This is a genomic window from Actinomadura sp. HBU206391 (assembly GCF_014323665.1).
Classification (GTDB): Bacteria; Actinomycetota; Actinomycetes; order Streptosporangiales; family Streptosporangiaceae; genus Actinomadura_C.
The window spans coordinates 30,210-54,500 of record NZ_JABVEB010000012.1 but is presented as its reverse complement, the minus strand read 5'-3'; the positions used below and the strand labels follow the sequence as shown (position 1 = coordinate 54,500).

The following is a 24,291-nucleotide window of genomic DNA, read 5'->3' as shown; positions in this document are numbered from 1 at the left end:
GGAAGCTACGCCGAGGGCCCGACAGTCCGTTCGAGCACGTACCCACGAGCAATCGCCTCTTTCACCACGAACAGGCTCTTATTCTGACGCACCGTCTCGACATTTCCATGATTCTTATTGCAAGGCACATCTGTTCTTCACTTCGTTCGATATATTCTTTTCATAGATTCGAGTAGTGCCGATTGAACGGAGTCCTTGGTGCTCACCGCGACGTCGGACCAGGAGCTGCCCGCCGGTCTCGAGGAGATGTCCCCCGGCCCGGCGCTGGCGGCCGTGCCGGCGTCGGTCGACCGGTCGAGGCTGTGCGGTTTCGACGTGGTGGTGGTGCTCAAGGCACGGGCGCGACAGGTGGCCTACGAGCAGGCCGAGCTACAAGCGGACATGGTCGCGGTCGCCGACCGGGTGAAGGCCGAGACCACGCACCTGAGCACGGTGTGGGACTCGGACATCCCCAAGTTCGCCGCGGCCGAGATCGCCGCCGCGTTGACCTGGACGAAGCGGGCGGCACGAGACCGGCTGGACGAAGCCTGGTTTCTGACCGAGCGGCTTCCGATGGTGTGGGAGGCGTTGCGCGACGGGCTGATCGATCTGCCCAGGGCGCGCGTGTTCGCCGACGCCACGGCCGTCTTGAGCGAGCAGACCGCGCGCCGGGTCACGGCTCGGCTGCTGCCCGAGGCCCCCGCTCTGACCACCGGCATGCTGGCCTACCGACTGCGCAACCTCGTCGCCGACGCGGATCCGGCCGCGGCCAAGAACAACTACGAGCGCGGCGTCGGCGAACGGCGAGTGACCAAGGGCACCAACCCCGACGGCACCGCCTACCTGTACGGCACCGGACTGCCGGCCGAAGAGACCGCTGCGGCCTTCGAGCGACTCGACGCGATGGCCCGCGCCGCCAAACAGGCCGGTGACTCCCGGCCCATGGACCAGATCCGCTGTGACGTCTTCCTCGGACTGCTGTCCGGCACCTGGCAGGGCCCCGGGCCCATCCACCGTCGCGGTGTGCTGGAGCTGACCTGTGACCTCCCCACTCTCGCCGGCCTGGCGGAGAGCTCAGCCGACCTCAACGGCTTCGGCCCGGTCATCGCCGAAATCGCCCGCAAGATCGCCGAAGCCATGGCACAGGACGGGGACACCGTCTGGCGCTACACCATCACCGACCCCGTCCCCGGGCGACTCCTCCACCACGACACCACCCAGGCCCGCCCCAATCTCCCGGCGACACCTCTCCCGGCGGCACCGGGAACCGGGCGGCCGGCCCGCCGCAAAGACCCCCGCCGCAACCTCACCAGCCGCGACCGGGCCCTGGTGATTGCGCGCGACCGCACGTGCCGGGGCCCCGGTTGCCGCGTCCCGGCCAACCGTGCCGAGATCGATCACCTCGTCCCGCACGCCGCCGGTGGCCCCTCGAGGCCGTCCAACACCGACTGCAAATGCGGTTACTGCCACGACCTCCGAGACGCCGGGTGGACCGTCGTGCGTGACGCCTTCGGCCAGACGCACTGGACCACCCCGCTCGGCCACCACTACACCGTGCCACCCGAACCGATCACCGCACCGCAGCGGCTCAGTCCGCTCGAACGACACCTCTTCGAGACCGTCCGCATGCGCAGGTGACGGACAAGCCCGAAGTGCCACCCGAACCGATCACCGCATCTCCCTCGGACGCCGTGCCCGGGGGCTGTCGCCATCCGCGCAGCGCGCCCGAGGATGCTCTGGTGACCTGAGGGCGCTCCTGATGAAACGGACGGTAACGATCAATTCTCCTGTGGGCGGGCAAGCGACCTCAGGGGTGGGGCCAGTCGGGTAGCGCCTGCGGGAGGTCGGTGCTGAGCCGCATCGGAAAGTCCGCCGGCCGCTTCTCCAGGAACGACGTCACTCCCTCGGCGGCGTCCGGCGCGCCGCCCAGCGCGTACATCAGCCGCGAGTCCGCCGCATGCGCCTCCCACGGCGACGCGGCCGACAGCCCCGACCACATCAGCCGCCGAACGGCCGCCACGGACACCTGCGAGGTGTTGTCGGCGATCTCCCGGGCCAGCGCGTAGGCGGCGGGCAGCAGTTCCTCCGGGCCGTACACCCGGGACACCAGCCGCCCCCGCAGCGCCTCGGCCGCGTCGAAGACCCGGCCGGTCGCCGCCCATTCCATCGCCTGTGAGATACCGACGAGGCGCGGCAGGAACCAGCTCGACGCGGCCTCGGTGACGATCCCCCGACGGGCGAACACGAAACCGAAGCGAGCGGTGTCCGACGCCAGCCGGACGTCCATGGGCAGGGCCATCGTGATGCCGACGCCGACGGCCGCCCCGTTGATCGCGCCGATGACCGGCTTGAGGCTGCGCGCGATGCGCAGTGCGACCGTGCCGCCGCCGTCGCGGGGCGTCCCGTCCGCCAGCAGGTCGTCGTCCCCGCCGAACATGTCACGCCGCTGCGCCGGATCGAAGGTGTCGCCGCCCCCGCCGAGATCCGCACCAGCGCAGAACGCGCGACCCGCGCCGGTCACCACCACCGCGCGTACGGAGTCGTCCGCGTCGGCCTCGTCGAAGGCGGAGATCAACTCGGTGCGCATCACGAACGTGAAGGCGTTCATCCGCTCAGGCCGGTCGAGCGTGATCGTGGCGATCCCGTCTTCGGCGGAGTACTCGATCTCGCTGTAGGCCACTGCGGCTCCTCACTGCGGCGCATCCGGAACTACGGCACATCCGAAGCCCACCTGGAGACCCAGGCGATTCCGAACCAGATTCTAGAGGGGTGCGCCGCGTCGCGGTCCACCTCCGGCCACGCACCGCCGCCTCACCGCGCATGGCCTGTGACAAACCTCATGACCGCCCGTCGACCATTGTGAACAGGAGGTCACCTGCATGAATTGTCGGATATCTTTCGGATATGAACTGGGCCGTCGCGACATATGACTCCGCCTTCGGGTATGTCTCCGCGCACGGCGCACCCCTCATCGACCTGCTCGATCCACAGCAGGGAGAACGCGTCATCGACCTGGGCTGTGGCACGGGCACCTTCTCGGCGGAGATCGCCGCACGCGGCGCGACGGTGCTCGGCATCGACGGGTCCCGGGAAATGATCGCCCAGGCCGCCTCGATCCATCCGTCGCTGTCGTTCGCGGTCGGCGACGCCCACGACTTCACGGTGGCCGAGCCGTACGACGCCGTGGCCTCCAACGCGGCCCTGCACTGGATGACCCGCGACCCGGACGCGGTCATCGCACAGGCGCACGCGGCGCTGCGGCCCGGCGGCCGGTTCATCGCCGAGATGGGCGGTGCGGGCAACTGCGCCGAGCTGATCACCGCGATGCAGACCGCCTGGCGGGTGTTCGGGCTGGCCGAGCCCGAACTGCCGTGGTACTTCCCGACCCCGGCCGAGTACGCCACCCGGCTGGAGGAGGGCGGGTTCACCGTCCGCCTGCTGGAGTTCTTCGACCGGCCCACCCGCATGAGCGAGGGGCCCAACGGCGCCGCCGACTGGGTGCGGCTGTTCGCGCCCGAGGCGCTCGCCGACGTGCCACCCGAGATCGCCGAGCCGCTGCTCGACCGGATCAACGTGCTGGCCGCCCCTGCGCTGCGCCGCGAGTCCGGCTGGGTCGCCGACTACGTACGCCTGCGGTTCGCGGCCATCCGCAAGCCCAACGGCAGCGGCCCGCTGCTCGAGCCGGGCAGCGCGGTCGCCGAGACCTCATGGCCCGGCGGAGCGCCCACGGCCGCACTCGACCCCATCTGAGACGCCGACCGCGATCGGCCCGCCGGGCTCCCTCGCCCGTACGCACATCGACGGCGACGGTGGACGTCACGCTCCGGTTCGCCCCGCGCGGTGTCCTCGGGCGTGGCCCTACGCTGGGGACATGCTGCGGCTGTACGACGCTCGCACCGGCCGGCTCGACGAGCTGCCCCGTGCCCGCTTCCTGCGGGTCCATGTCGGCGGCCTCGACCTGCGCTCGCAGGTGCTGGGGGACGTCGTCCGCAGACTGGTCGAACGACATCGCCGGCAGGTTCTGCTCACCGCCTCGGGTGGCCGGGACCTCACCCCGCTCAACATCCCGCCGACCGATCAGGACGCGCCCGGCGAAGCCGATCTGTACGTCGGCCAGGGCCCGGGCCGGTTGATGGAAGTGAGCCCCACGACCGTAGAGCCGACGCTGACGCGGGTCGCCGAGCAGGGGCTCGATCCGCTGTCATTGCGGCTTGCGGCGCTCGAACATCCCTATCGTGAGCCGCTGGAGCTGGGCTCGCGGCAGGTCGAGGAGGCCGATCGGGAGCTTCGGAGGCTGAGGGAGAGCGTCGCCGGATGGGCGGAGCAGCCGTCCAAGGCGATGCACGACGGCTTCCGGGCCGAGTTGATGGAGGCCCTCGACTCGGATCTGAACACTCCCGCGGCGCTGGGGGTGATGCGGCGGCTCGCGGCCGCCGAGATCGCACCGGGATCGAAGTTCGAGACCTTCTCCTATTTCGACATGGTGCTCGCGCTTGACCTCGTCCGTGAGGTCGGCCGTTCGCGGCCGGCATCGCGATGAGCCGGACCGGCCCGCTTCTTCCCCCTGTGCACTTCCGCCACCAGGCGGAATCCCTCCTCCGGCTTCCCTGTTGATGGGAATCGGGCATAGGTAATGCCGGTTGTCCCCCTTGTGGCAGATTTCCGAATGTCCGTACTTGACCTTGCCCCGGTGAGCAGCGGCTCGACTCCGGCCGCCGCGCTGCGCGCCAGCATCGACCTCGCGCGCGCGACCGAGGCGCTCGGCTTCCACCGCTACTGGGTGGCGGAGCATCACAGCATGCCCGGTATCGCCAGCTCCTCCCCCGCGGTGCTGATCGGCTACCTCGCCGAGGCGACGAGCACCCTGCGGCTCGGCTCCGGTGGCGTCATGCTGCCGAACCACGCTCCACTCGTGGTGGCGGAACAGTTCGGCATGCTCGAGACCATGCATCCCGGCCGCATCGATCTGGGGATCGGACGGGCGCCGGGCACCGACCAGGTCACCGCGCACGCCCTGCGGCGCACCGCCGACCTGTCGGCCGACGACTTTCCCCAGGAGCTCGCGGAGCTCATGGCGTTCCTCGACGGAACCTTCCCCGAAGATCATCCCTACCGGCGGATCAAGGTGGTGCCGGGCGGGCGGCCGGCGATCTGGCTGCTCGGCTCGAGCGGCTTCAGCGCGCAACTGGCCGGCGTCCTCGGCCTGCCGTTCGCGTTCGCCCATCACTTCAGCGCCCAGAACACCGACGCCGCCATGGAGCTGTACCGCTCGTCCTTCCAGCCGTCGGAGACCCTCGATCATCCGTACGCCATGGTGACCGCGGCCGTGGTCTGCGCGGACACCTCGCACGAGGCCGAACGGCTCTCGGCGCCGATGGGCCTGTCCATGCTGCGGCTGCGCAAGGGCGAACCGGGACTGCTGCCCACCCCTGAGGAGGCACTGGCCTACCCGTACACGGCGCAGGAGTCCGGGATCGTCGCGTCCATCACCGAGTCGCACGTGATCGGTGATCAGGAGACGGTGCGGCGCGGGCTCGCCGAGCTTCGAGAGCGGACGCGAGCCGACGAGCTCATGATCTCCAGCAACATCGGCGACCCCAAGGCGCGACTGCGCTCGTTCGAACTCGTGGCCGAGGCCCATCCGGAGATTTTGCGAGGGGCCGTCGCCTCTTGACCACCGCGCGAGCCCACCGCGCCGGTTCCAAGACCGGCGGGTGGTGCTCCGGTGTGCCGCACCAAGGCAGAGCAAGGTCACGCTGACGAATCCCTTTTCTCGCTTCCTGCACATCTGTAAGCTTTCGCGGGTACTCCGCCTTGGTGTCGGCCAATTGATCAGGGGTTTCGATGAGCTCCCGGTTCGCACCCCTCCTCGGCGGGCTCGGGCTGGTCGTCGCGGTCGCGGGCTGCGGAGGTTCGGGCTCCGAGGGTGCGTTCCGCCCGGCGGGCGACGTGAACACCCGATCGACGACCGCGATGCCCTCGCAGGCCGGTCGGCCGGGCCCGGTCGACACGCCGGCGCTGACGCCCGTGATCATCGCCCAGTACAAGCGCTTCCAGAAGGTCTATGAGACCTCGTTCGCCATGAACGACACGAGCGAGCTCGCCGGCGTGGCGACCGAGCCCATTCTCGGGCAGCTCCTGCGGACGGCGCAGCGCGCTCGTAGCCAGGGCATCTTCTGGCGCTATCACAACGTGCTGAACCCCAAGCTCGCGTCGATCACCGAGGACGGGCGGCAGGCCGTCGTCCTCGACTGTGTGCAGACACTCGGCACCTTCAAGTACGACGCCAGGACCGGCCGACGGCTGACCGCCAACGAGACCGTCGGGCAGACGAGATACCGGGCGCTCATGCGCCTCGTCGGCGGCACCTGGAAACTCTCCGACTCCCGATCCGAGGTCAGGAAATGCTGATCAGGTCCTCCCTGCTGGTCACGGCGATGACGGTGAGCGCCGGGGCGGCCGTCCTGGCCTTCCCCGCGGCCGCCTCGACGCTGCGCGCCGACCCGCCCCCGCTCAACCACTGCGACACGACCACCTGTACCGCCGGTGGTACGAGGCCGGGCCGCGACGGCGAAGGCCAGGGTCCTCCGGGCTCCGCCCCCGGGACGATCGTGAGGGACCCCTGCAACGGCGATCCCCTGTGCGCCACCGGCGACATGGGCACTCCACCGCCCGCGGCCATCACGGCCGCCGACGTGGTGCTCAGGGCCCAGGCCCAGATGGAACGGCCCCTCATGAAGATCCAGACGAGCCCTCGCACCCGGACCTACGTCGGCCTCCGCACCTTCCTGTGGGTCGACCCCGGGCAGTGGCAGCCCGAGGTCACGACCGTCTCGGAGGCCGGCTTCACCGTCGTCGGAACGTCCACCCCGGTGGAGGTGGTCTGGAACCTCGGCGAGAAGACGATCACCTGCACGGGCCCCGGCACGCCGTACGACCCCAAGGGTCCCGAGAACCAGCGGAGCACGTGCACTCACGTCTACGAGAAGTCATCGGCCGATCAGGCCGGTGGTGAATACCAGATCAGCGCCACGGTCAACTGGCACGTGACCTATACCTGCGAGCCCAACTGCGCGGACGGTGACCTCGGGATGGTGCCGGGCCTAGGCGCAGTCGAACAGCTCCCCGTCGGGGAGATCCAGACCGGCTCCCGGAGCGGTTGAGTCCGCGGTCGGGTCGAGGCACGGCGCACCAGGCAGCAAGGGCTCTTCGGTGGTGGTCGGCCTGCGCAGGTCCTGATGTGGCACCAGGTGTCGCCGGCCACGCCATGCATGGGGACGAGTGGGCCTGACCGCCCCGACCATGCTGCGCGCGTAATGGCCCCTCAGCGGGACCACTCGGACGGTCTTTCCCGCCCTCGGCGAGTGGATGAATCTACCATTTCCGACATACATCCCCACATGGCCGAATCCATGGAAGAAAATCAGGTCCCCCGAGCGCAGCCGGGAGCGGCGAACCTTCTTGTGGATACGGCGGTACTGGCTTCTGGCCACCCGTGGGATGTAAACTCCGGCTGACCTCCAGGCCCTCTGAACAAGGCCGGAACAGTCATATCCGTGCGGACCGGTCCCGCCCCATCGATACGGTTTGCCCCGTTGCCGATAGGCGAAGCGCACAGCTTGTGCCGCCTGATCCCGCGCGGTCATGAACCGATGTGCCCGATCCCGCCGGGTGAACACCTGGCGAAAGGCATCGGCTTGTGCCGTCATGTCTATATGGCGAAGAGATATGTGTGATTTGCACTCCTTGGCCCAGGCTACCGGTCCCGACGCGACTGCCAGTGCGATGCCGGTCGCACAAGCGACAACCTTTAACGGAATGGTCATACCCAACTTCTTTCTCTATGGGTCGAGCGCGGTTAGGTAGTTACCCAAGATCCAAAACATAAACCCATAATCTTCAGCTCAGACGGCGATGCGCCACGACGATTCCGTCCTCATCGCTGTAGAGCCAGTCTCCAGGACGGAACGCCGCACCGCCGAATACAACCGGAACATTGGCGTCACCGGCGCCGTTCTTGGTGCTCTTACGGGGGTTGGAGCCAAGGGCCTTTACCCCCAGATCCATGGTGCGGATCGCGGCCACGTCCCGTACCGCTCCGTTGATCACCACACCGGTCCAGCCCTGCTCCACGGCGGACGCCGCGATGAGGTCGCCCATCAGCGCGGAGGCCAGCGACCCACCGCCGTCCACGACGAGCACCCGGCCCGCACCGGGCGTGCCCAGCAGATCCTTCACCAGCGCGTTGTCCCGGAAGCACCGCACGGTCGCGATGGGCCCGGCGAAGGCCGAGCGGGCGCCGTACTGGCGGAACTGCGTCTCGCAGCTCTCCAGTTCGTCCCCGAAGTCGTCGATCAGGTCGGCGGTGGCGAACTCGTCGGCAGTCATGCGACCGGAGGGTAACAACCTAGGTGGCGGGGCCGTCAGTAGGGCGTCCGATCAACCGGGACAGCACGATGGACGTCTTGGTCTGCACGATGTTCTGCTCGCGCCGCAGCCGCTCCAGCGCCTGCTCCAGGTGCTGGATGTCACGCGCCCGCAGATGTACGAGAGCGCTCGCGTCCCCGGTCACCGTGTAGGCCGCGACCACCTCCGGATGCTTGCGAACGCTCGCGTAGATCTCCTCGGGCGCCGTCGCCCCGGTACAGAAGATCTCTATGAACGCCTCGGTGGTCCATCCCAGTGCCGCGGGGTCGACGACCGCGGCGTACCCGGTGATCACACCGTCGTGACGCAGCCGGTCCACCCGTCGCTTGACCGCGGGAGCGGAAAGTCCGACCACGTCACCGATCTGCGCAAAGGACGCACGGGCGTTCTGGAGCAGGTGCGCAACGATCTGACGGTCGATGTCGTCAAGACGCAACGATCAGCCCTTTCAGAGTGCGGGTTCGTTCTTGGTCGTCCCTCGCTGCCGAACCTACGCTGGTGGGAGTACCCCACCACCTCGCGGGGGTGCGATCACGCCCGGCGGTGCCAGGGCGTCCACCGCCGCACATCGAACGCAACGAAGGAGCGCCGTGACCCAGTCGGCCCAGCTACGTGCCCTCTCCGAGGCGCACAGCGCACACAACTATCACCCTCTCCCGATCGTGATCGCCGAAGCGGACGGGGCCTGGGTGACCGACGTGGAGGGCCGTCGCTACCTGGACATGCTGGCGGCCTACTCGGCGGTCAACTTCGGCCACCGCAACCCGCGGCTCATCGCCGCCGTCAAGCGGCAGCTCGACAAGGTCACACTGGTCAGCCGGGCCTTCGACCACGACCAGTTCGGGCCGTTCTGCGCGGAACTCGCCGAGCTCGCCGGCAAGGACATGGTGCTGCCGATGAACAGCGGCGCCGAGGCGGTCGAGACCGCGCTCAAGACCGCACGCAAGTGGGGCTACGAGGTCAAGGGCGTGCCCGCCGACCAGGCGAACATCATCACGTTCGAGGGCAACTTCCACGGCCGCACCACCACGATCGTGAGCTTCTCCACCGACCCGGACGCGCGCGGCTCCTACGGCCCCTTCACCCCGGGCTTCCGCACCGTGCCGTACGGCGACATCGACGCCCTGCGCGACGCCGTCGACGAGTCGACGGTCGGTGTCCTGATCGAACCCATCCAGGGCGAGGCCGGCGTGAACGTCCCGCCGAGCGGCTTCCTCACCGCCGTCAGGCGGCTCTGCACCGACGCCGGCGCGCTGATGATCGCCGACGAGATCCAGTCCGGACTAGGGCGCACGGGCACCACGTTCGCGGTCGAGCACGAGAACGTGATCCCGGACATCTACATCCTCGGCAAGGCGCTCGGCGGCGGGATCCTGCCGGTGTCCGCGGTGATCGCCGACTCGGACATCCTGGGCGTCTTCAAGCCCGGCCAGCACGGGTCCACCTTCGGCGGCAACCCGGTCGCCTGCGCCGTCGCGCGTGAGGTCGTCGCCATGCTGAAGACGGGCGAGTTCCAGGAGCGGTCCGCCAGGCTCGGCGCGCACATGCACGATCGGCTCGGCCACCTGCCCTCCGACCTGGTCCACGAGGTGCGCGGCCGGGGCCTGTGGGCCGGCGTCGAGCTCGGCGGCCGGGCGCGTCCGGTGAGCGAGCGGCTGATGGAGCTCGGGGTGCTGGCCAAGGAGACGCACGAGACGACCATCCGGCTGGCCCCGCCCCTGGTCATCAGCGAGCAGGACCTCGACTGGGCGCTGGACCAGGTCGAGATCGCCCTCAAGGCCTGACCGGCCTCGGCGTTCCCCGCGGGCTGGCGCCTCCTCGCGGTTACGCGAGGCCGCCGTAGCGGCCCTCGTAGTAGACGAGGGGGCGGCCTCCGGGGTCGGGACGGGACACTCCCAGGACCTCGCCCACCACGATGCTGTGGTCGCCCCCGTCGTGCACCGCGTGCGTGCGGCACTCCAGCGCGGCGACGGCGTCCGAGAAGATCGCCGCACCCGTGTGCGCGCCGCGGACCGTGTTCCACCCGGGCAGCCGCCCGTCCATCGGACGGCCGCGCGTGGCGAACCACTGGGACACGTCCCGGCCGCCCTCGCCGAGCACCGACACGGCCCACTCCCCGGCCGACACGACCACGTCGTGGAACCGGGCGATCTTCTCGGCGCAGAAGAGCACGAGCAGGGGATCGAGCGACAGCGAGGTGAAGGCGCTCACGGTCATGGCATGGTCGACGCCGCCGGTGGCGGTGCTCACGATGGTGATCCCGGTCGGGAACCGGCCGACCACCCGGCGGAACTCGTCGCGGTCGACGGCCGCGTCGGGAGACGACGGGAGGGGCCCGGCGTTCACGGCCGGCTCACCGGGCCCGTGGGCCGGCGTCAATGCCTCCGAGCAGCCAGGAGCCGCCCGATCGGGAGAACGCGCCGACGACCGCCACGAGAGCGGCGGCCATGCCGCCCACCATGAACACGTAACCGGGCAGCGTGCCCGTCACCACGAGATCGCCCTCCGGGCGCCTCGCCGACATGAGCACGACGACGACCAGCCAGGGCACCGCGGGCGCCAGCGCGCCGAGCGGGGTGCGCATCGCCCAGCCGGCCAGGTGGAAGCAGCAGAAGTTGAGCAGTACGAAGAAGATCGCCGCGATCGGCACCGAGTCGACCGTGCCCGAGAAGAGGAACGACCCGGTCAGCCCGAGAGCGAGCCCGAGGACGACGAGCACGCCGTAGGCCCCGCCGGTCACGAACGCCGCCAGCCGCGGGTTCGCGGGCGCGGCGCCGTGCGACCCTCCGGACATGTGCGGCCCGTAAGGTCCGGGAGGCGGCCCGTAAGGGCCAGGCGGGGGTCTGTAGGAGCCAGGCGGAGGCGCCTCGGAGGGGACCGGCGGCGCGTCGGACGGGACGGGCGGCGTCCGGCCGTCATCGTCTGGAGACCTGCCGCCCCGGCTGCTCTCGTCCTCGCCCACAAACGCCCAGATTAATAGATCAGACAAGCCCGGCGAACAGGTCGGTCTCCCGCCCATTGGCGGCCGCGAGCCCCAGAGGCCCGGCGAGCAGCGTGTAGTACTCCGCCCCGAACGCCTGCTGCCCCAGGTTGTTCGACAGCGCGAAGAACGGCTCATCGACCTGGATCTGGGTGCGGTGGGCCCGGAGCGCGGCGAGCTTGGCCCGCAGGTGCTCGCGGGCGTCCACCACCGTCGTCACCTGCTCATCCGGCACGCCGAACGGCAGTTCGTCGACGCTCGAGACGGTCTCGAACGGCCAGGCGTCGTCGCGTGCGACGGCGACCGACCGGGCCAGGACCGTACGCGGCATCGCGGTGACGTAGAACTTCGGCACCTGCCACGGGGCGCCCTCGCCGAAGGAGGCGTCGGCCGCCTTCTCGAACGCGGCCCAGGTCACCCGGTGGGCCTGGATGTGGTCGGGATGACCGTAGTAGCCGCGGTCGTCATAGGTGACGATCACGTGCGGGCGCTGCTCCCGTACGACCGCGACCAGTTCCCGGCACGCCTCGGCGAGATCGGCGCGCCAGAAGCAGCGCGGATCGTCGTTGGTGGGCGCGCCCATCATGCCGGAGTCGCGCCAGCGCCCCTGACCGCCGAGGAATCGATGGTCCTTCACCCCGAGCGCGGCGCAGGCGGCGGCCAGTTCGCCGATGCGGAACTCGCCGAGGCGGTCCTCCTTGTCCGAGGCCAGATAGCGCAGCTCGTCGGGGATCACCTCGCCCTCTTCGCCCAGTGTGCACGTGACCAGACGGACGTCGGCGCCCTCGGCGGCGTACTTCGCCATCGTGGCGCCCGTCCCGATGGACTCGTCATCCGGGTGAGCGTGCACGAACAGAATCCGACGGTCGGGCAGAATCCGGCGGTCGGTATCCGTGGAATCCATGACCCCGAGCCTAGGGCGTCAGCGCCCCGATGGACGGTGGCGGCTCCGTGGAGACGGAAGTAGGGGTCTCGGGCGGCTCGGACGTCGGGGGCTGGGAGGTCCTCGGCGGCGCCGTCGTCAGCTCAGTGGTGGGCGGGGCCTGACCCGTCGTCGCCGGCGACTCCGGACGAGTCGACGTCTGCCGGCCGGGCGACGCCGGGCCCTCTCCGGTGGCGGGCGCCGAGCCGCTCGAGCTGGTCACGGTCACCGTGGGTCCAGGGTTACCCGAAGGATCCTTGTCGCCGTTGGTGAGCGCCCACGCGCCGACGCCGACCAGGGCGAGGGCCCCCACCAGCGCCGCGACGGCGATCGCGGCACGCCGCCCGCCGCCCGCCGGGCGGACCGGCCGGTCGGGCCCGTAGGCCGTGGCAGGGGCGGTGGCCAGGGGGGCCGCGCCCACCGCACCCCAGGTCGCGGTGCGCGCCGACGCGCCGGCCTGGTCGACGCCCTGAGCGAGGACCGTCGTGGGGATGGTGTCCCTGTTCTCGAGCCGGGTCTGCTGTGCCGGCATCGGCTGCCCCAGCAGCCGCATCAGCAGTTCCGGGGCATGCGGACGCTGCTCGGGGTCCTTGGCCAGACAGGCCCGGACGAGCTCGCGCAACTCCGCCGGGATCGAGTCGAGCGGCGGCTCCTCGCTGAGGATCCGGCTGATCACGGCCGGGATGGTGTCCTGGCCGAACGGAGGACTCCCCGTGGCGGCGTAGACCATCACCGACGCCCAGGAGAAGATGTCCACGGCCGCCGTGACCCCCTGGCCCCTCACCTGCTCGGGAGCCATGTAGGCCGGGGTGCCGATGGCCGCCGTGGCGACCGTCGAACTCGCGTCGAGCGCACGCGCGATACCGAAGTCGATCACCCGCGGCCCGTCGGGCGCCATCAGGACGTTGTGCGGCTTGAAGTCGCGATGCACGATGCCCGCCTGGTGGATCGCGGCCAGCGCGGTCACGGTGCCGATCGCGAGCCGTTCGAGATCGGCGCCGCCGCGCGGACCCGCCTCGATCACCTGCCGCTGCAGCGAGGGTCCGGGGACGAACTCGCTCACGATGTACGGGCGGTCTCCGGCGACATCGGCATCGAGCACCTGGGCCGTGCAGAACCGCGCCACCTGCTTGGCCGCGCCGACCTCCCGCACGAACCTGGAACGAGCCGTTTCGTCACCGGTCAGATCGGCACGCAGCAGCTTGATCGCGACATGTCCCCCATCGGCGCCGCGACCGAGGTACACCACACCCTGGCCGCCCTCGCCGAGCCGGCCCTCCAGTTCGTACTCGCCCAGCCGTCGCGGGTCACCGGACTGCAGCGGGGGGGTATCAGGCATGTCTCTCCTGTGCGAGGTGGACCGTCGGGGAAGCCGAGTACCGAGGGTACGTCCGGGCGGCGCACCGTGACCAGCGGAACGGTGGGAGGATCAGGACATGAGCTTTCCCCGGCAGAGCGCCCGCACCCGGCGGTTCACCCTCGGCGTTCCTCGTGGCTTCCAGATCGCACCCGACGGGTCCCGGGTCGTCTTCCTGCGCTCCCGAGGAGGCACCGACCCGGTGACCTGCCTCTGGACACTCGACGTCGCCACGGGCGAGGAGCGGCTCATCGCGGATCCGCGAACGCTGGACACCGGTGAGGCGCGGCTGCCCGCCGAGGAACGCGCCCGCCGCGAACGGGCGCGGGAATCCGCCGGGGGAATCGTCGGCTACGCCACCGACCGTGACATGAGGCTGGCGGCCTTCACCCTGGCCGGGCAGCTGTTCGTGGCCGACCTGGAGGCCGAGACCGTACGCGCTCTCGACGCGGCCGCCCCGGTCTTCGACCCGCGCCCCGACCCGGCCGGACGCCAGGTGGCCTACGTGTCCGGGCGCACGGTGCGCGTCATCGAACTCGGGCAGAGCGGTGGCCGAAACGACCGGGCGCTGGTGCAGCCCGAGAGCGACCAGGTGTCGTACGGGCTGGCGGAGTTCATCGCGGCCGAGGAGATGGGCCGCATGCGCGGCCACTGGTGGGCGCCCGACGGCGGTTCCCTGCTGGTGGCGCGGGTCGACGAGACCCCGGTCGGCCGCTGGCACATCGCGGACCCGGCCGAACCGGCCAGTGCGCCGACCGAGATCGCCTACCCGGCCGCGGGCACGCCGAACGCGTACGTGGGGCTGGTCCTGCTGACCGTCGACGGCCGGCGGACCGGAGTGGCCTGGGACCGCGGGGAGTTCCCGTACCTCGTGAACGTCCGGTGGGACGAACGCGGACCGCTGATCGTCGTACAGTCGCGCGATCAGCGGGTGATGCGCCTGCTCAGCGTCGACCCGTCCAACGGCGACACCGGCCTGGTGCACATCTCGCACGACCCGGTCTGGGTGGACATCGTTTCGGGCGTGCCCGCCCGCACGAAGGCCGGCGAGCTGGTGTGGACCACCGACGACCACGAGAGCGACACGCGCCGGCTGACCGTCGGCGGCACCGCGGTGACGCCGGCCGGCCTGCAGGTCCGGGCGGTGCTGAGCGTCGACGGCGACACGGTGCTGTTCTCCGCCTCCGAGGAGCCGACCGAGATCCACGTCTGGTCGTACTCCCCGGACGGGCTGACCCGGCTCACCGAGGGCTCCGGCGTGTTCAGCGGGAGCCGCTCCGGCGGCAGCACCGTGCTGACCGGCTCGCGGCTGGACCACCCGGACGTGATCACTTGGGTGGCCGGCTCGGACGTGAAGATCGCCTCGCTCGCCGAGAGCCCCATGATCACCCCATCGGTCGAGCTGGTGCGCGCCGGCGGGCACGCCATCCGCACCGCCGTGGTGCTGCCGACCGGCTGGGAGCCGGGCGCGGGCCGGCTGCCGGTGCTGATGGACCCCTACGGCGGCCCGCACGCCCAGCGCGTCGTCGCCGCCCAGCGGGCCTACCGGGAAGCACAGTGGCTGGCCGACCAGGGCTTCGCCGTCGTGATCGCCGATGGCCGGGGCACCCCCGGCCGGGGGCCCGGGTGGGAACGCACGATCCGCGGCGACTTCGTCGGCCCGGTGCTGGAGGACCAGATCGCCGCTCTGGAGGAGGCCGCCAGGCTGCACCCCGACGCACTCGATCTGGACCGGGTCGGCATCCGCGGCTGGTCGTTCGGCGGCTGGCTCGCCGCGCTCGCCGTGCTGCGCCGCCCGGACGTCTTCCACGCCGGGGTCGCGGGTGCCCCGGTGACCGACTGGGCGCTCTACGACACCCACTACACCGAGCGCTACCTGGGCCATCCCGGCGAGGAGCCGGAGACGTACGCGCGCCACTCGCTGCTGAGCGACGCTCCGAAACTGGAGCGGCCACTTCTGATCATTCATGGGCTGGCCGACGACAACGTGGTCGCCGCGCACACGCTCCGGCTGTCTGCGGCGCTGCTCGCCGCGGGGCGCCCGCACACGGTGCTCCCCCTGTCCGGAGTCACCCACATGACCCCCCAGGAGGTCGTCGCCGAGAACCTCCTCCACCTCCAGGTCGACTTCCTGCGCAAATCGCTCAGCTGATCGCGGCTGAGCGTCCACGGGGACGGATCGGGCGTCTGTGGGAAGGATCGTCGTCGCCGGGGTGACCACGGTCCCTTCCGATCATGACCTGACCGGGTCGGCCTAGGATGCGGGCATGGGCCAAGAGGGGTTTCGGATACTTTTCGTCTGTACGGCCAATATCTGCCGCTCGCCGATGGCCGAGGCCATGGCGCGGGAGACGCTGAGCCCGCACGGCACGCGCGTCATCGTCGAGAGCGCCGGCGTCTTCGGGCACGAGGGCAGCCCGATCGCCCCGGGTTCCGGCGCCGCCCTCGACGCGCTGGGGGTCGTTCACGCCGGTCATCGCGGACGGATGCTGACCCACGCGATCGTCGACGGGTCCGACCTCATCCTCACCATGGAGGTGGCGCACCGGAACATGATCGCCACCCAGCAGCCCGCGGCGGCCGGCCGGACCTTCACGCTCCGGGAGTTCGCCCGGCTCGTCGCCGGTGAGCCCGCGCCGGCCGGTACCGAGTTCGCCGACCGGGCCAGGCTGCTCGTCACGGCCGCGCACCTGCGGCGGGCGCAGCGGCCGGGCATCGACGACGTCCCCGACCCCTACGGCGGACCGGCCGACGGCTACCACGTCTGCGCCACGCTCATCCGCTCCGAACTGGACATCGCCCTCGGCCCCCTCGGTAAGTGATCCGGAATTCCGGGGGAATGTCGCACCGATTCGTATCTCTCGTCAGCGCGTGATGTCCCGCTCGAACTGCTTGGCACACTGGTCCCTCTGCGCTTGGCCGGTGGCCTTCTCCAAGCAGTTGTTGTAGTCCCTGCCCGAGTCGGAGCTCAGGAACGCCGCACCCATCGCGACCACCGCTCCCGCCAGCACCAGCGCCAGTCCGCCCAGCGCCACGCCGACCGTCGCCATGCCCTTGTTGGTGGCATCGCCGTGCTTCACCCGATGCCGACCCATGATGCCGAGCACGACCGCGACCACGCCCAGGGGCAACGCCACGAACCAGAGCCAGAACAGCGCCAGCGACCCGATGCCGTAGCGGGCGAGGGCGGCCGGTCAGGCACCGTGCCAGGAGGACCAGAGCGCGGCATAGGAGCCGCCCGCGGCGACGAGTTCGTCGTGGCTCCCGAGCTCGGTGATCCGCCCGTCCTCGACCACCGCGACGCGGTCGGCGTCGTGCGCCGTCTGCAGGCGGTGGGCGATGGCGACGACCGTGCGGCCGTCCAGCACCGCGGCGAGAGACCGCTCCAGATTCCGTGCCGCACGAGGGTCGAGCAGCGAGGTCGCCTCGTCCAGCACCAGCGTGTGCGGGTCGGCCAGCACCAGTCTGGCCAGCGCGAGCTGCTGGGCCTGTGCCGGCGAGAGCACCAGTGCGCCCGGCCCGACCTCGGCGTCCAGGTCGGGGCCGGCCCAGTCGACCGCCGCCAGTGCGGCACCCAGGTCCTCTGGGGAGGCGTCCGGGCTGGCCATCACGAGGTTGTCGCGGAGCGTTCCCCGGAAGACGTGGTGCTCCTGGGTGACCAGGGCGACGTGCCCGCGCAGATCGTCCAGTGGCAGCTCGACCAGGGGAACGGAGCCGACCGACACCGAGCCGATCCGGGGCCCGTGGATCCCCGCGAGCAGCCGGCCCAGTGTGGACTTCCCTGCGCCGCTCGGCCCTACGACCGCGAGCCGTTCGCCGGGGCGCAGGCAGAGGTCCACGCCGTGCAGGACGTCATGACCCTCGCGGTAGGCATAGTGCAGGTTCCGCACGTCGATCTGCTCATTCGCGGGCTTGGCGTCGGGCACCGTCACCCGGTCCTGCGGCACCGCCGAGATGCCGAGCAGCCGGGCCAGTGAGGCACCGCCGACCTGCAGCTCGTCCAGCCAGGTCAGCAGCATGTCGAGCGGCTCGATCAGCTGCTGGACGTACAGCGTGGCGGCGGTCACCTGGGCCAGCGACGCCATGTCATTGATGTAGAACAGCCCGCCGACCAGCAGCGTCGCCACGACCGGCACGACGTAACCGATCTCGACCGCCGGGAGATAGAACGTGCGCAGCCGCAGCGTGTAACGCTCGGCCGCCCACGTACGGCGGATGTCGGCCCTGCAGCGCTGCCGCCGCCGCTCGGCCAGGCCGAGCGCTTCGATCGTACGGGCGCCGTTCACGGTCTCGGCCAGCCCGTCGGTCAGCTCCGCCCAGGTGGCGTTCTCGCGCAGATAGCCGTCACCGGCGCGCGCGAGGTACCACCTCGTGCTGATCCACAGCATCGGCACGGCGATCAGACAGGGCAGCACGAACAACGGCCCGACCAGCGTCAGCGCGCCGAGCGTGAAGGCGACGACCACGAGGGCGATGAGCGTCTCCGGCACCGCCATGCGCACCGTACGGGACAGGGCGTCCACGTCGCGCGAGGTGCGGGTCACCAGGTCGCCCGTCCCGGCCCGCTCCACCGTGGACAGCGGTAGCCTCAGCACCCCGTCGACGAACTCCTCCCGCAGCTCGGCGAGCACCTGCTCACCGAGCCGGGTGGAGGCGTAGAAGGCATAACGGACGAGCACCCCCTGAGCGACGACGAAGCCGGCGATGGCCAGCGCCACCAGGTTCACGTCGACCCCGCCGGAGCGTACGCCCTCGACTAGGTCGCCGAGCAGCCGCGGCGTGACCAGCCCGGTCACCGCGGCCATGGCGTGCAGGGTCAGCGCGCCGGCCAGCGCGCGCGGATACCGCAGTGTCAGCCGGCGCGCGTACGCCCGCACCTGCGCGGGCGTCGCCACCGGCAGGATCTGCCCGCTCATGCGATGCCTCCGTCTCGCGTCATCGGTCCTGCCCTCTGGTCACGGCGGCCGCGTAGTCGGGACGGTTGCGCAGCAGCTCACGATGGGTGCCCTCGGCGACGACCACACCGCCCCGCACATACGCCACGTGGTCGGCCTGATCGAGCACCAGGGGGCTGCTCGTGCACACGACCGTCGCCCGGTCGGTCCCGGCCGTCGCGGCGTCGCCCGTCCGTGGACCGTAACGGGCCTTGCCGAGCCGCTCGGCGATGCGGGCCTCGGTGTGCGCGTCGACCGCGCTCGTCGGCTCGACGAGGACCAGGACGTCGGGGTCGGCGAGCAGGGCACGGGCGAGCCGCAGTCGCTGCTGCTGACCGCCGGAGAACTCTCGGCCCGCCTCGGCGACATGCGCGTCGAGTCCGACCGTGTCGACGAGATCCTCCGCGCACGCCGCGTACAGGGCCGGGCCGAGGTCGGCCTCATCGCTGGACGGCGAGAGCAGGGCGTCGCGGAACGGACCGGAGAACAGGGTGTCCTCGTTGACCGCGACGAGCACGCGCCTGCGCACGTCGGCGATCTCGGCCAGCGGGATCCCGCCGTAGGTCACCGGGCCCTCGGCGTAACGGCCGAGCCGGTCGGCGAGGGCGCGCGCCTCGGCCGGGTCGGCCGCCGCGACCGCGGTGAACAGACCGGGCCGCACGACCAGGCCGGACTCGACGTCGATCAGCTCGGCGCCGGCCGGCGGGACCCGGGTGCCGGCGTTCGCCAGCTCGGGTCGCATCGCCAGGATGCGGACGACCCGCCCCGCCGCCACGTGCGCCTTGGTGATCCGGTCGGCCGCCTCGCCTATGGTGCGCATCGGCTGGATCAGGAAGACCGCGTAGCCGTAGAAGGCGACCAGTTCACCGGGGGTGATCGTGCCCTTGACCGCGAACCCGGCGCCGATCCAGGTGACCAGCGCGATCAGCAGGCCCGGCAGCAGCACCTCGGCGCCGGCCAGCATCGACTCGGCCCGGGCCACCTCGACGCCCGCGCCGCGCACCCGTTGTGACTCCTCGCGGTAGCGGGTGCCGAACACCTGCTCGCCGCCGATGCCGCGCAGCACGCGCAGCCCGGCGACGATGTCGGTGGCGCGGGTGTTGAGCTCGCCGGCCAGCTCGCGCTGCCGGTGCTGGCGCCGGTGGAAGGGACGCAGCAGAGGGGCGGCCAGGGCCAGGATCACCGGGACGCCGACCACGACGATCAGGCCGAGCGGCGGTGACGTCGCGAGCAGGATCACCGCGACCACGACGATGGACACCACCGCGCCGGAGCCGCGCGCGAGGATGTCCATGGCGCCGCCGATGTGCGAGACGTCCGCGACGCCCACACTGACGACCTCACCGGTGGTCAGCCGTTTCAGCAATGTGCCGCCGAGCCGGGTCACCTGTCTGTTGACGACCTGTACGGTCCGGTAGGCCGCCGCCAGCCAGTTGAACACCGCGAACCGGTGCCGCATGATGCCGCTGACGGCCTGCATGATGCCGAGTAACAGCAGGACGCCCGACCATGCCACTAGGGCCGAGGCGTCCTTGTCCATGACGCCATCGTCGATGGCCTGCCCGATCACCGCGGGCATGAGCGCCTGGCTCACCATCCAGACGACGCCGAGCAGCATGCCCCCGGTCAGTGGACGAACCTGCCTCCGCGCCACCCACGTCAGGTAGCGCAGCGGCGATCTGTGATCCGGTTCATCGACGTCGGGCAGAGGCAGTTCGCGCATGGCGGAGTCCAGTCGGAAAGCGTCGATGGGGTTCATTCGACGGTATCCAGCGAATCCGGCCGGACGCGAACCATTTTCGATGCGCAGGGCCAGGGTCAGCCCGCGCCGCCGGGCGGGGTCGGGCCGACGAGCGCCTCGACTCCCGGCGGGAGGCTGCCGTCGCGGGCCGCCTCGGCGAGGAACGCCTCCAGCGTGGCCTGGAAGGCACGCGCGGCATGGGTGGGGGCGACGTCCTTGCGGTGCGCGAGCGCGATGGTCCGCAGCAGTCCCGAGCCGAGTTCGCCGCCGCCTGGACGCCCGGCGGCCCCTTCGGCCATCGCCGCCGGGGAGGGCTGATCCGGCCCGATCAGCGGGGCGCCGCGCAGGCCGGGCCGGCCGGCCAGGACCATGCTCGGCACCACGGCGAGACCGAGACCGGCCTCGACGAAGCGCAGGACGGCGTCCATCTCGCCGCCCTCCACGGCGAACCGCGGCTCGAAACCGGCCTGCCTGCAGGCGCTGATCGTCGCCTCTCGCAGGTCGTACCCGGGCCGGAACATCACGAGCGGCTGATCCCGCAGATCCTCGATCCGCAGAGACGACCGCTGCGGCGACACCGCTGCCAGGCCGGTGCGGCCGGGCAGGCGGGCGGGATGCGACGGCATCGCGATCACCAGGTTCTCCCGCAGGATCGGACGGGTCACAAGCGGAGCGTCCCCGCCGAGCGGAAGGATCACCAGAGCCAGGTCGAGCGCGCCGCGGGTCAGGTCCTTGACCAGGTCGCGCGAGCCACCCTCCTCGACGAGCAGCCGGATGCCCGGGTGGTCGTCGTGAAAGCGGCGGAGGACGTCGGCGAGCAGGCCGGCGAACAGCGAGGGCGTCGCACCGAGCCGCACGCGGCCGCGGCGCAGCCCGGTCAGCTCCCGCACCTCCAGGCGCGCCGTGTCGACGTCGGCGAGGATCCGCTTGGCCAGCGGCAGCAGTACCTCGCCCGCCGGGGTGAGCGCGATGTTGCCCCGCGCCCGGCTGAACAGTGAGGCGCCGAGCTCACTCTCCAGGGCCTTGATCTGCTTGGAGAGAGACGGCTGGGCGACGCCGAGAGCCTCCGCGGCCTGTGTGAAGTGCCTCACCTCGGCGACCGCGACAAAGTACGCAAGTTGCTGTAGCTGCACAGTTATAGCCTACGGCTATCGAAACGAGTTCCATCATGACTTGGACCGATAGTGCGGCGGCGACGTAGCTTGCGGCCGTGGCACTCGCGATACCCGCTCTCTACCGTTCGACGGTCGGCAAGAAGGCCGTCATGGCCGTCTCCGGCGGTCTCCTCGTGCTCTTCATCGTCGCCCACATGGTCGGCAACCTGAAGATCTTCTTCGGTCGAGGGGAGTTCGACGGCTACGCCGCCTGGTTGCGGACCATCGGGACACCGGCCCTGCACGAGACCTGGTTCCTGTGGCTCCAGCGGACCGTTCTCACGCTCTGCGTGCTACTGCACATCGGCACCGCCGCCGACCTGGCCGTACGCGCCAGGAAGGCCAGGCCGATCCGCTACCGGCACCGCGCCAAGGTGCAGGGAAGCTATGCGGCGCGCACCATGCGGTGGGGCGGCGTGATCCTCGTGCTCTTCATCGTGTGGCACATCCTCGATCTGACGGTCGGCACCGTGAACCCCCGCGGAGTGCACGGGGAGCCCTACGGGAACGTGGTGGCCGACTTCCAGCCGGGTCGCTGGTACATCACGCTGTTCTACGCGCTGGCGGTCATCGCACTCGGCCTCCACCTGCGGCACGGCCTGACCAGCGCACTGCAGAGCCTGGGCCGCCGCAACGCCGTTCGAGAGCGAGGCCTGTCCGCCTCCGCCACCGTCTTCGCCGTCGTCATCGTCGTCGGCTATCTGTCCGTACCGTTCGCGGTCATGACCGGGCTGGTGAGCTGAGCCGTGAGTGAGTCCCGCCACAGCGAGCAGAGCCGACGACCGCATCGGCCGAAGCCGCCATCCGGTCGTCGGCGGAGCGAGTGAGAAGGGCGAGCGAACAATGAGCACCGCTGAGAACTTCTACAAGAGCGGCGAGCCGATCGCCGACGCCAAGGCGCCGAGCGGGCCCATCGAGGATCGCTGGACCACCCGCAAGTTCGAGGCCCGGCTGGTCAACCCGGCCAACAAGCGCAAGCGCACCGTCATCGTGGTCGGCACCGGGCTGGCCGGCGGCTCCGCCGGTGCGACCCTCGCCGAGCTCGGCTACAACGTCGTCCAGTTCTGCTTTCAGGACAGCCCGCGCCGTGCGCACTCGATCGCCGCACAGGGCGGGATCAACGCCGCGAAGAACTACCGCGGAGACGGCGACAGCGTGCACCGGCTGTTCTACGACACCGTCAAGGGCGGAGACTTCCGCTCCCGCGAGTCGAACGTGCACCGGCTCGCGGAGATCAGCAACGAGATCATCGACCAGTGCGTCGCCCAAGGGGTGCCGTTCGCCCGGGAGTACGGCGGGCTGCTGGACAACCGGTCCTTCGGCGGCACGCAGGTGTCGCGTACGTTCTACGCCCGCGGCCAGACGGGTCAGCAACTGCTGCTCGGCGCCTACCAGGCGCTGCTGCGCCAGATGGACGCCGGCCGGATCGAACTGCACGCGCGGCACGAGATGCTCGACCTGGTCGTCGCCGGCGGGCGGGCCCGCGGCGTGGTCGTCCGCGATCTCGTCACCGGTGAGATCAAGACCTACACGGCGGACGCCGTCGTACTGGCGACCGGCGGGTACGGCAACGTCTTCTTCCTGTCGACCAACGCCAAGGGTTCGAACGTCACCGCCTCGTGGCGGGCGCACAAGAAGGGCGCGCTGTTCGCCAACCCCTGCTACACCCAGATCCACCCGACCTGCATCCCGGTCAGCGGCGACCACCAGTCCAAGCTGACGCTGATGTCGGAGTCACTGCGCAACGACGGCCGGGTGTGGGTGCCGAAGAAGGGCGGCGACTCGCGCGCACCGGGCGACATCCCGGATGACGAACGCGACTACTACCTCGAGCGGATCTACCCGTCCTTCGGCAACCTCGTCCCGCGGGACATCGCCTCGCGGGCGGCCAAGAACGTCTGCGACGAGGGCCGCGGCGTCGGGCCAGGAGGGCTCGGCGTCTATCTCGACTTCGCCGACGCGATCGACCGGATGGGGCGCCCCGCCGTCGAGGCGAAGTACGGCAACCTCTTCGAGATGTACGAGCGCATCACCGGCGAGAACCCCTACGAGGTTCCGATGCGCATCTACCCCGCCGTCCACTACACGATGGGCGGGCTGTGGGTCGACTACGACCTGCAGGCCACGATCCCCGGCCTGTTCGTCGCCGGCGAGGCGAACTTCTCCGACCACGGGGCCAACCGGCTCGGCGCCTCGGCGCTGATGCAGGGCCTGGCGGACGGGTACTTCGTGCTGCCCAACACCGTCGGCGACTACCTGGCCGGCGCCCCGTTCGGCGAGGTCCCGGCCGAGGCGGTGGACGAGGCCGAGGCCGGGGTGCGTGCCCAGATCGACCGCCTGCTGTCCATCGACGGCGACCGTACGGTCGACTCCTTCCACCGCGAGCTCGGCCACATCATGTGGGAGTACTGCGGCATGGAGCGCACGGAGGAGGGGCTGCGCAAGGCGCTCGACCTCATCCCCGCGCTACGCGAGGAGTTCTGGCAGCGGGTCAGGGTGCCCGGTGACGGCGAGGGCCTCAACCAGTCGCTGGAGAAGGCCGGCCGGGTCGCCGACTTCTTCGAGCTGGCCGAGCTGATGTGCGTGGACGCGCTTCACCGCGGGGAATCGTGCGGTGGCCACTTCCGCGCCGAGAGCCGCACCGAGGACGGTGAGGCCCTGCGCGACGACGACAACTTCGCCTACGTCGGCGCATGGGAGTGGGCCGGGGCCGGTGCGCTGCCCATCCTCCACAAGGAGGCCCTCGAGTTCGAATACGTCAAGCCGAGCCAGCGCTCGTACAAGTGAGGCCGGACAG

At 70.6% G+C, this 24,291-nt stretch carries 23 protein-coding genes; 11 read left to right on the top strand and 12 right to left on the bottom strand.

All coding sequences use genetic code 11. The features are described 5' to 3' along the window. Nucleotides 1–198 precede the first annotated feature (198 nt). On the top strand, nt 199–1,617 hold the full coding sequence (locus HKK72_RS07780) for an HNH endonuclease signature motif containing protein (RefSeq protein WP_187233577.1): 1,419 nt from the start codon (nt 199–201) through the stop codon (nt 1,615–1,617). 169 nt (nt 1,618–1,786) lie between these two features. On the opposite strand, the gene HKK72_RS07775 is transcribed toward HKK72_RS07780, so the two are convergent. Beyond that, the gene (locus tag HKK72_RS07775) at nt 1,787–2,659 is read right to left on the bottom strand and encodes an enoyl-CoA hydratase-related protein (protein ID WP_187233576.1); all 873 of its coding nucleotides are present in this window, start codon (nt 2,657–2,659) and stop codon (nt 1,787–1,789) included. A gap of 224 nt (nt 2,660–2,883) precedes the next feature. Here HKK72_RS07775 and HKK72_RS07770 point away from each other — a divergent pair, with 224 nt between their 5' ends. The 5 genes from HKK72_RS07770 (at nt 2,884) to HKK72_RS07750 (ending at nt 7,142) form a co-directional block, all read left to right on the top strand. Then, on the top strand, nt 2,884–3,729 hold the full coding sequence (locus HKK72_RS07770; protein WP_187233575.1) for a class I SAM-dependent methyltransferase: 846 nt from the start codon (nt 2,884–2,886) through the stop codon (nt 3,727–3,729). Nucleotides 3,730–3,850: 121 nt separating this feature from the next. After that, the gene (locus tag HKK72_RS07765; RefSeq protein ID WP_187233574.1) at nt 3,851–4,519 is read left to right on the top strand and encodes a hypothetical protein; all 669 of its coding nucleotides are present in this window, start codon (nt 3,851–3,853) and stop codon (nt 4,517–4,519) included. Between the two features lie 150 nt (nt 4,520–4,669). Then, nucleotides 4,670–5,653: an LLM class flavin-dependent oxidoreductase gene (locus tag HKK72_RS07760; RefSeq protein ID WP_410050288.1), complete on the top strand. Its 984-nt coding sequence runs from the start codon at nt 4,670–4,672 to the stop codon at nt 5,651–5,653. Nucleotides 5,654–5,823: 170 nt separating this feature from the next. Beyond that, complete coding sequence (locus HKK72_RS07755; RefSeq protein WP_187233572.1) at nt 5,824–6,390, top strand: hypothetical protein; 567 nt, start codon at nt 5,824–5,826, stop codon at nt 6,388–6,390. Further along, a complete protein-coding gene (locus HKK72_RS07750) occupies nt 6,384–7,142 on the top strand; it encodes a hypothetical protein (protein ID WP_187233571.1) in 759 nt (252 codons plus the stop codon). Before HKK72_RS07755 ends, HKK72_RS07750 begins: the two co-directional genes overlap by 7 nt. On the opposite strand, the gene HKK72_RS07745 is transcribed toward HKK72_RS07750, so the two are convergent. From HKK72_RS07745 to HKK72_RS07735, 3 genes are all read right to left on the bottom strand, one after another. Further along, complete coding sequence (locus HKK72_RS07745; protein WP_261986635.1) at nt 7,083–7,625, bottom strand: C40 family peptidase; 543 nt, start codon at nt 7,623–7,625, stop codon at nt 7,083–7,085. The genes HKK72_RS07750 and HKK72_RS07745 overlap by 60 nt on opposite strands. A 253-nt stretch (nt 7,626–7,878) precedes the next feature. Next, on the bottom strand, nt 7,879–8,367 hold the full coding sequence (rraA, locus tag HKK72_RS07740; protein ID WP_187233569.1) for a ribonuclease E activity regulator RraA: 489 nt from the start codon (nt 8,365–8,367) through the stop codon (nt 7,879–7,881). A gap of 19 nt (nt 8,368–8,386) precedes the next feature. Further along, nucleotides 8,387–8,842 carry an Lrp/AsnC family transcriptional regulator gene (locus HKK72_RS07735; RefSeq protein ID WP_187233568.1) on the bottom strand — a complete coding sequence of 152 codons (456 nt, stop codon included), beginning with the start codon at nt 8,840–8,842 and terminating at the stop codon, nt 8,387–8,389. A gap of 154 nt (nt 8,843–8,996) precedes the next feature. Here HKK72_RS07735 and rocD point away from each other — a divergent pair, with 154 nt between their 5' ends. Next, nucleotides 8,997–10,190, top strand: coding sequence for an ornithine--oxo-acid transaminase (rocD, locus tag HKK72_RS07730; RefSeq protein ID WP_187233567.1), 1,194 nt, complete (start codon nt 8,997–8,999; stop codon nt 10,188–10,190). A 40-nt stretch (nt 10,191–10,230) separates the two neighbouring features. On the opposite strand, the gene HKK72_RS07725 is transcribed toward rocD, so the two are convergent. The 4 genes from HKK72_RS07725 to HKK72_RS07710 form a co-directional block, all read right to left on the bottom strand. After that, nucleotides 10,231–10,752 (bottom strand): flavin reductase family protein, encoded by a 522-nt coding sequence (locus HKK72_RS07725; RefSeq protein WP_187233566.1) that lies wholly within the window; start codon nt 10,750–10,752, stop codon nt 10,231–10,233. Between the two features lie 7 nt (nt 10,753–10,759). Continuing rightward, nucleotides 10,760–11,200 carry a DUF6113 family protein gene (locus HKK72_RS07720; RefSeq protein WP_187233565.1) on the bottom strand — a complete coding sequence of 147 codons (441 nt, stop codon included), beginning with the start codon at nt 11,198–11,200 and terminating at the stop codon, nt 10,760–10,762. Nucleotides 11,201–11,387: 187 nt separating this feature from the next. Next, entirely contained in the window at nt 11,388–12,260 is an 873-nt protein-coding gene (gene mshB, locus HKK72_RS07715; protein WP_187233614.1) for an N-acetyl-1-D-myo-inositol-2-amino-2-deoxy-alpha-D-glucopyranoside deacetylase, read from the bottom strand. A 40-nt stretch (nt 12,261–12,300) separates the two neighbouring features. Further along, nucleotides 12,301–13,647 carry a serine/threonine-protein kinase gene (locus HKK72_RS07710; RefSeq protein WP_187233564.1) on the bottom strand — a complete coding sequence of 449 codons (1,347 nt, stop codon included), beginning with the start codon at nt 13,645–13,647 and terminating at the stop codon, nt 12,301–12,303. A gap of 97 nt (nt 13,648–13,744) precedes the next feature. Between HKK72_RS07710 and HKK72_RS07705 the strand changes: the two genes are divergently transcribed. Next, nucleotides 13,745–15,817, top strand: a complete 2,073-nt coding sequence (locus HKK72_RS07705) for a prolyl oligopeptidase family serine peptidase (RefSeq protein ID WP_187233563.1) — start codon at nt 13,745–13,747, stop codon at nt 15,815–15,817. Nucleotides 15,818–15,932: 115 nt separating this feature from the next. Then, entirely contained in the window at nt 15,933–16,487 is a 555-nt protein-coding gene (locus HKK72_RS07700; protein ID WP_261986630.1) for a hypothetical protein, read from the top strand. A 42-nt stretch (nt 16,488–16,529) separates the two neighbouring features. On the opposite strand, the gene HKK72_RS07695 is transcribed toward HKK72_RS07700, so the two are convergent. The 4 genes from HKK72_RS07695 to HKK72_RS07680 form a co-directional block, all read right to left on the bottom strand. Beyond that, a complete protein-coding gene (locus HKK72_RS07695) occupies nt 16,530–16,826 on the bottom strand; it encodes a DUF4190 domain-containing protein (RefSeq protein ID WP_261986634.1) in 297 nt (98 codons plus the stop codon). A gap of 33 nt (nt 16,827–16,859) precedes the next feature. After that, the gene (locus HKK72_RS07690; RefSeq protein ID WP_187233560.1) at nt 16,860–18,581 is read right to left on the bottom strand and encodes an ABC transporter ATP-binding protein; all 1,722 of its coding nucleotides are present in this window, start codon (nt 18,579–18,581) and stop codon (nt 16,860–16,862) included. Nucleotides 18,582–18,600: 19 nt separating this feature from the next. Next, the gene (locus HKK72_RS07685) at nt 18,601–20,322 is read right to left on the bottom strand and encodes an ABC transporter transmembrane domain-containing protein (protein ID WP_187233559.1); all 1,722 of its coding nucleotides are present in this window, start codon (nt 20,320–20,322) and stop codon (nt 18,601–18,603) included. A gap of 95 nt (nt 20,323–20,417) precedes the next feature. Then, a complete protein-coding gene (locus HKK72_RS07680; protein ID WP_187233558.1) occupies nt 20,418–21,473 on the bottom strand; it encodes a LysR family transcriptional regulator in 1,056 nt (351 codons plus the stop codon). A 77-nt stretch (nt 21,474–21,550) separates the two neighbouring features. On the opposite strand from HKK72_RS07680, the gene HKK72_RS07675 reads away from it, so the two are divergent. Together HKK72_RS07675 and HKK72_RS07670 are read left to right on the top strand one after the other, a co-directional pair. Beyond that, entirely contained in the window at nt 21,551–22,237 is a 687-nt protein-coding gene (locus HKK72_RS07675; protein WP_315987134.1) for a succinate dehydrogenase cytochrome b subunit, read from the top strand. A gap of 100 nt (nt 22,238–22,337) precedes the next feature. Beyond that, complete coding sequence (locus HKK72_RS07670; protein ID WP_187233557.1) at nt 22,338–24,281, top strand: fumarate reductase/succinate dehydrogenase flavoprotein subunit; 1,944 nt, start codon at nt 22,338–22,340, stop codon at nt 24,279–24,281. Nucleotides 24,282–24,291: the final 10 nt, after the last annotated feature.

Coding starts and splice junctions, on each gene's coding strand:
- HKK72_RS07765 (WP_187233574.1), top strand. CDS start 3,851: ATGCTGCGGCTGTACGACGCTCGCACCGGCCGGCTCGACGAGCTGCCC.
- HKK72_RS07690 (WP_187233560.1), bottom strand. CDS start 18,581: ATGAGCGGGCAGATCCTGCCGGTGGCGACGCCCGCGCAGGTGCGGGCG.
- HKK72_RS07710 (WP_187233564.1), bottom strand. CDS start 13,647: ATGCCTGATACCCCCCCGCTGCAGTCCGGTGACCCGCGACGGCTGGGC.
- HKK72_RS07755 (WP_187233572.1), top strand. CDS start 5,824: ATGAGCTCCCGGTTCGCACCCCTCCTCGGCGGGCTCGGGCTGGTCGTC.
- HKK72_RS07685 (WP_187233559.1), bottom strand. CDS start 20,322: ATGCGCGAACTGCCTCTGCCCGACGTCGATGAACCGGATCACAGATCG.
- HKK72_RS07720 (WP_187233565.1), bottom strand. CDS start 11,200: ATGTCCGGAGGGTCGCACGGCGCCGCGCCCGCGAACCCGCGGCTGGCG.
- HKK72_RS07705 (WP_187233563.1), top strand. CDS start 13,745: ATGAGCTTTCCCCGGCAGAGCGCCCGCACCCGGCGGTTCACCCTCGGC.
- HKK72_RS07745 (WP_261986635.1), bottom strand. CDS start 7,625: ATGACCGCGCGGGATCAGGCGGCACAAGCTGTGCGCTTCGCCTATCGG.
- HKK72_RS07670 (WP_187233557.1), top strand. CDS start 22,338: ATGAGCACCGCTGAGAACTTCTACAAGAGCGGCGAGCCGATCGCCGAC.
- HKK72_RS07700 (WP_261986630.1), top strand. CDS start 15,933: ATGGGCCAAGAGGGGTTTCGGATACTTTTCGTCTGTACGGCCAATATC.
- rraA (WP_187233569.1), bottom strand. CDS start 8,367: ATGACTGCCGACGAGTTCGCCACCGCCGACCTGATCGACGACTTCGGG.
- HKK72_RS07750 (WP_187233571.1), top strand. CDS start 6,384: ATGCTGATCAGGTCCTCCCTGCTGGTCACGGCGATGACGGTGAGCGCC.
- HKK72_RS07770 (WP_187233575.1), top strand. CDS start 2,884: ATGAACTGGGCCGTCGCGACATATGACTCCGCCTTCGGGTATGTCTCC.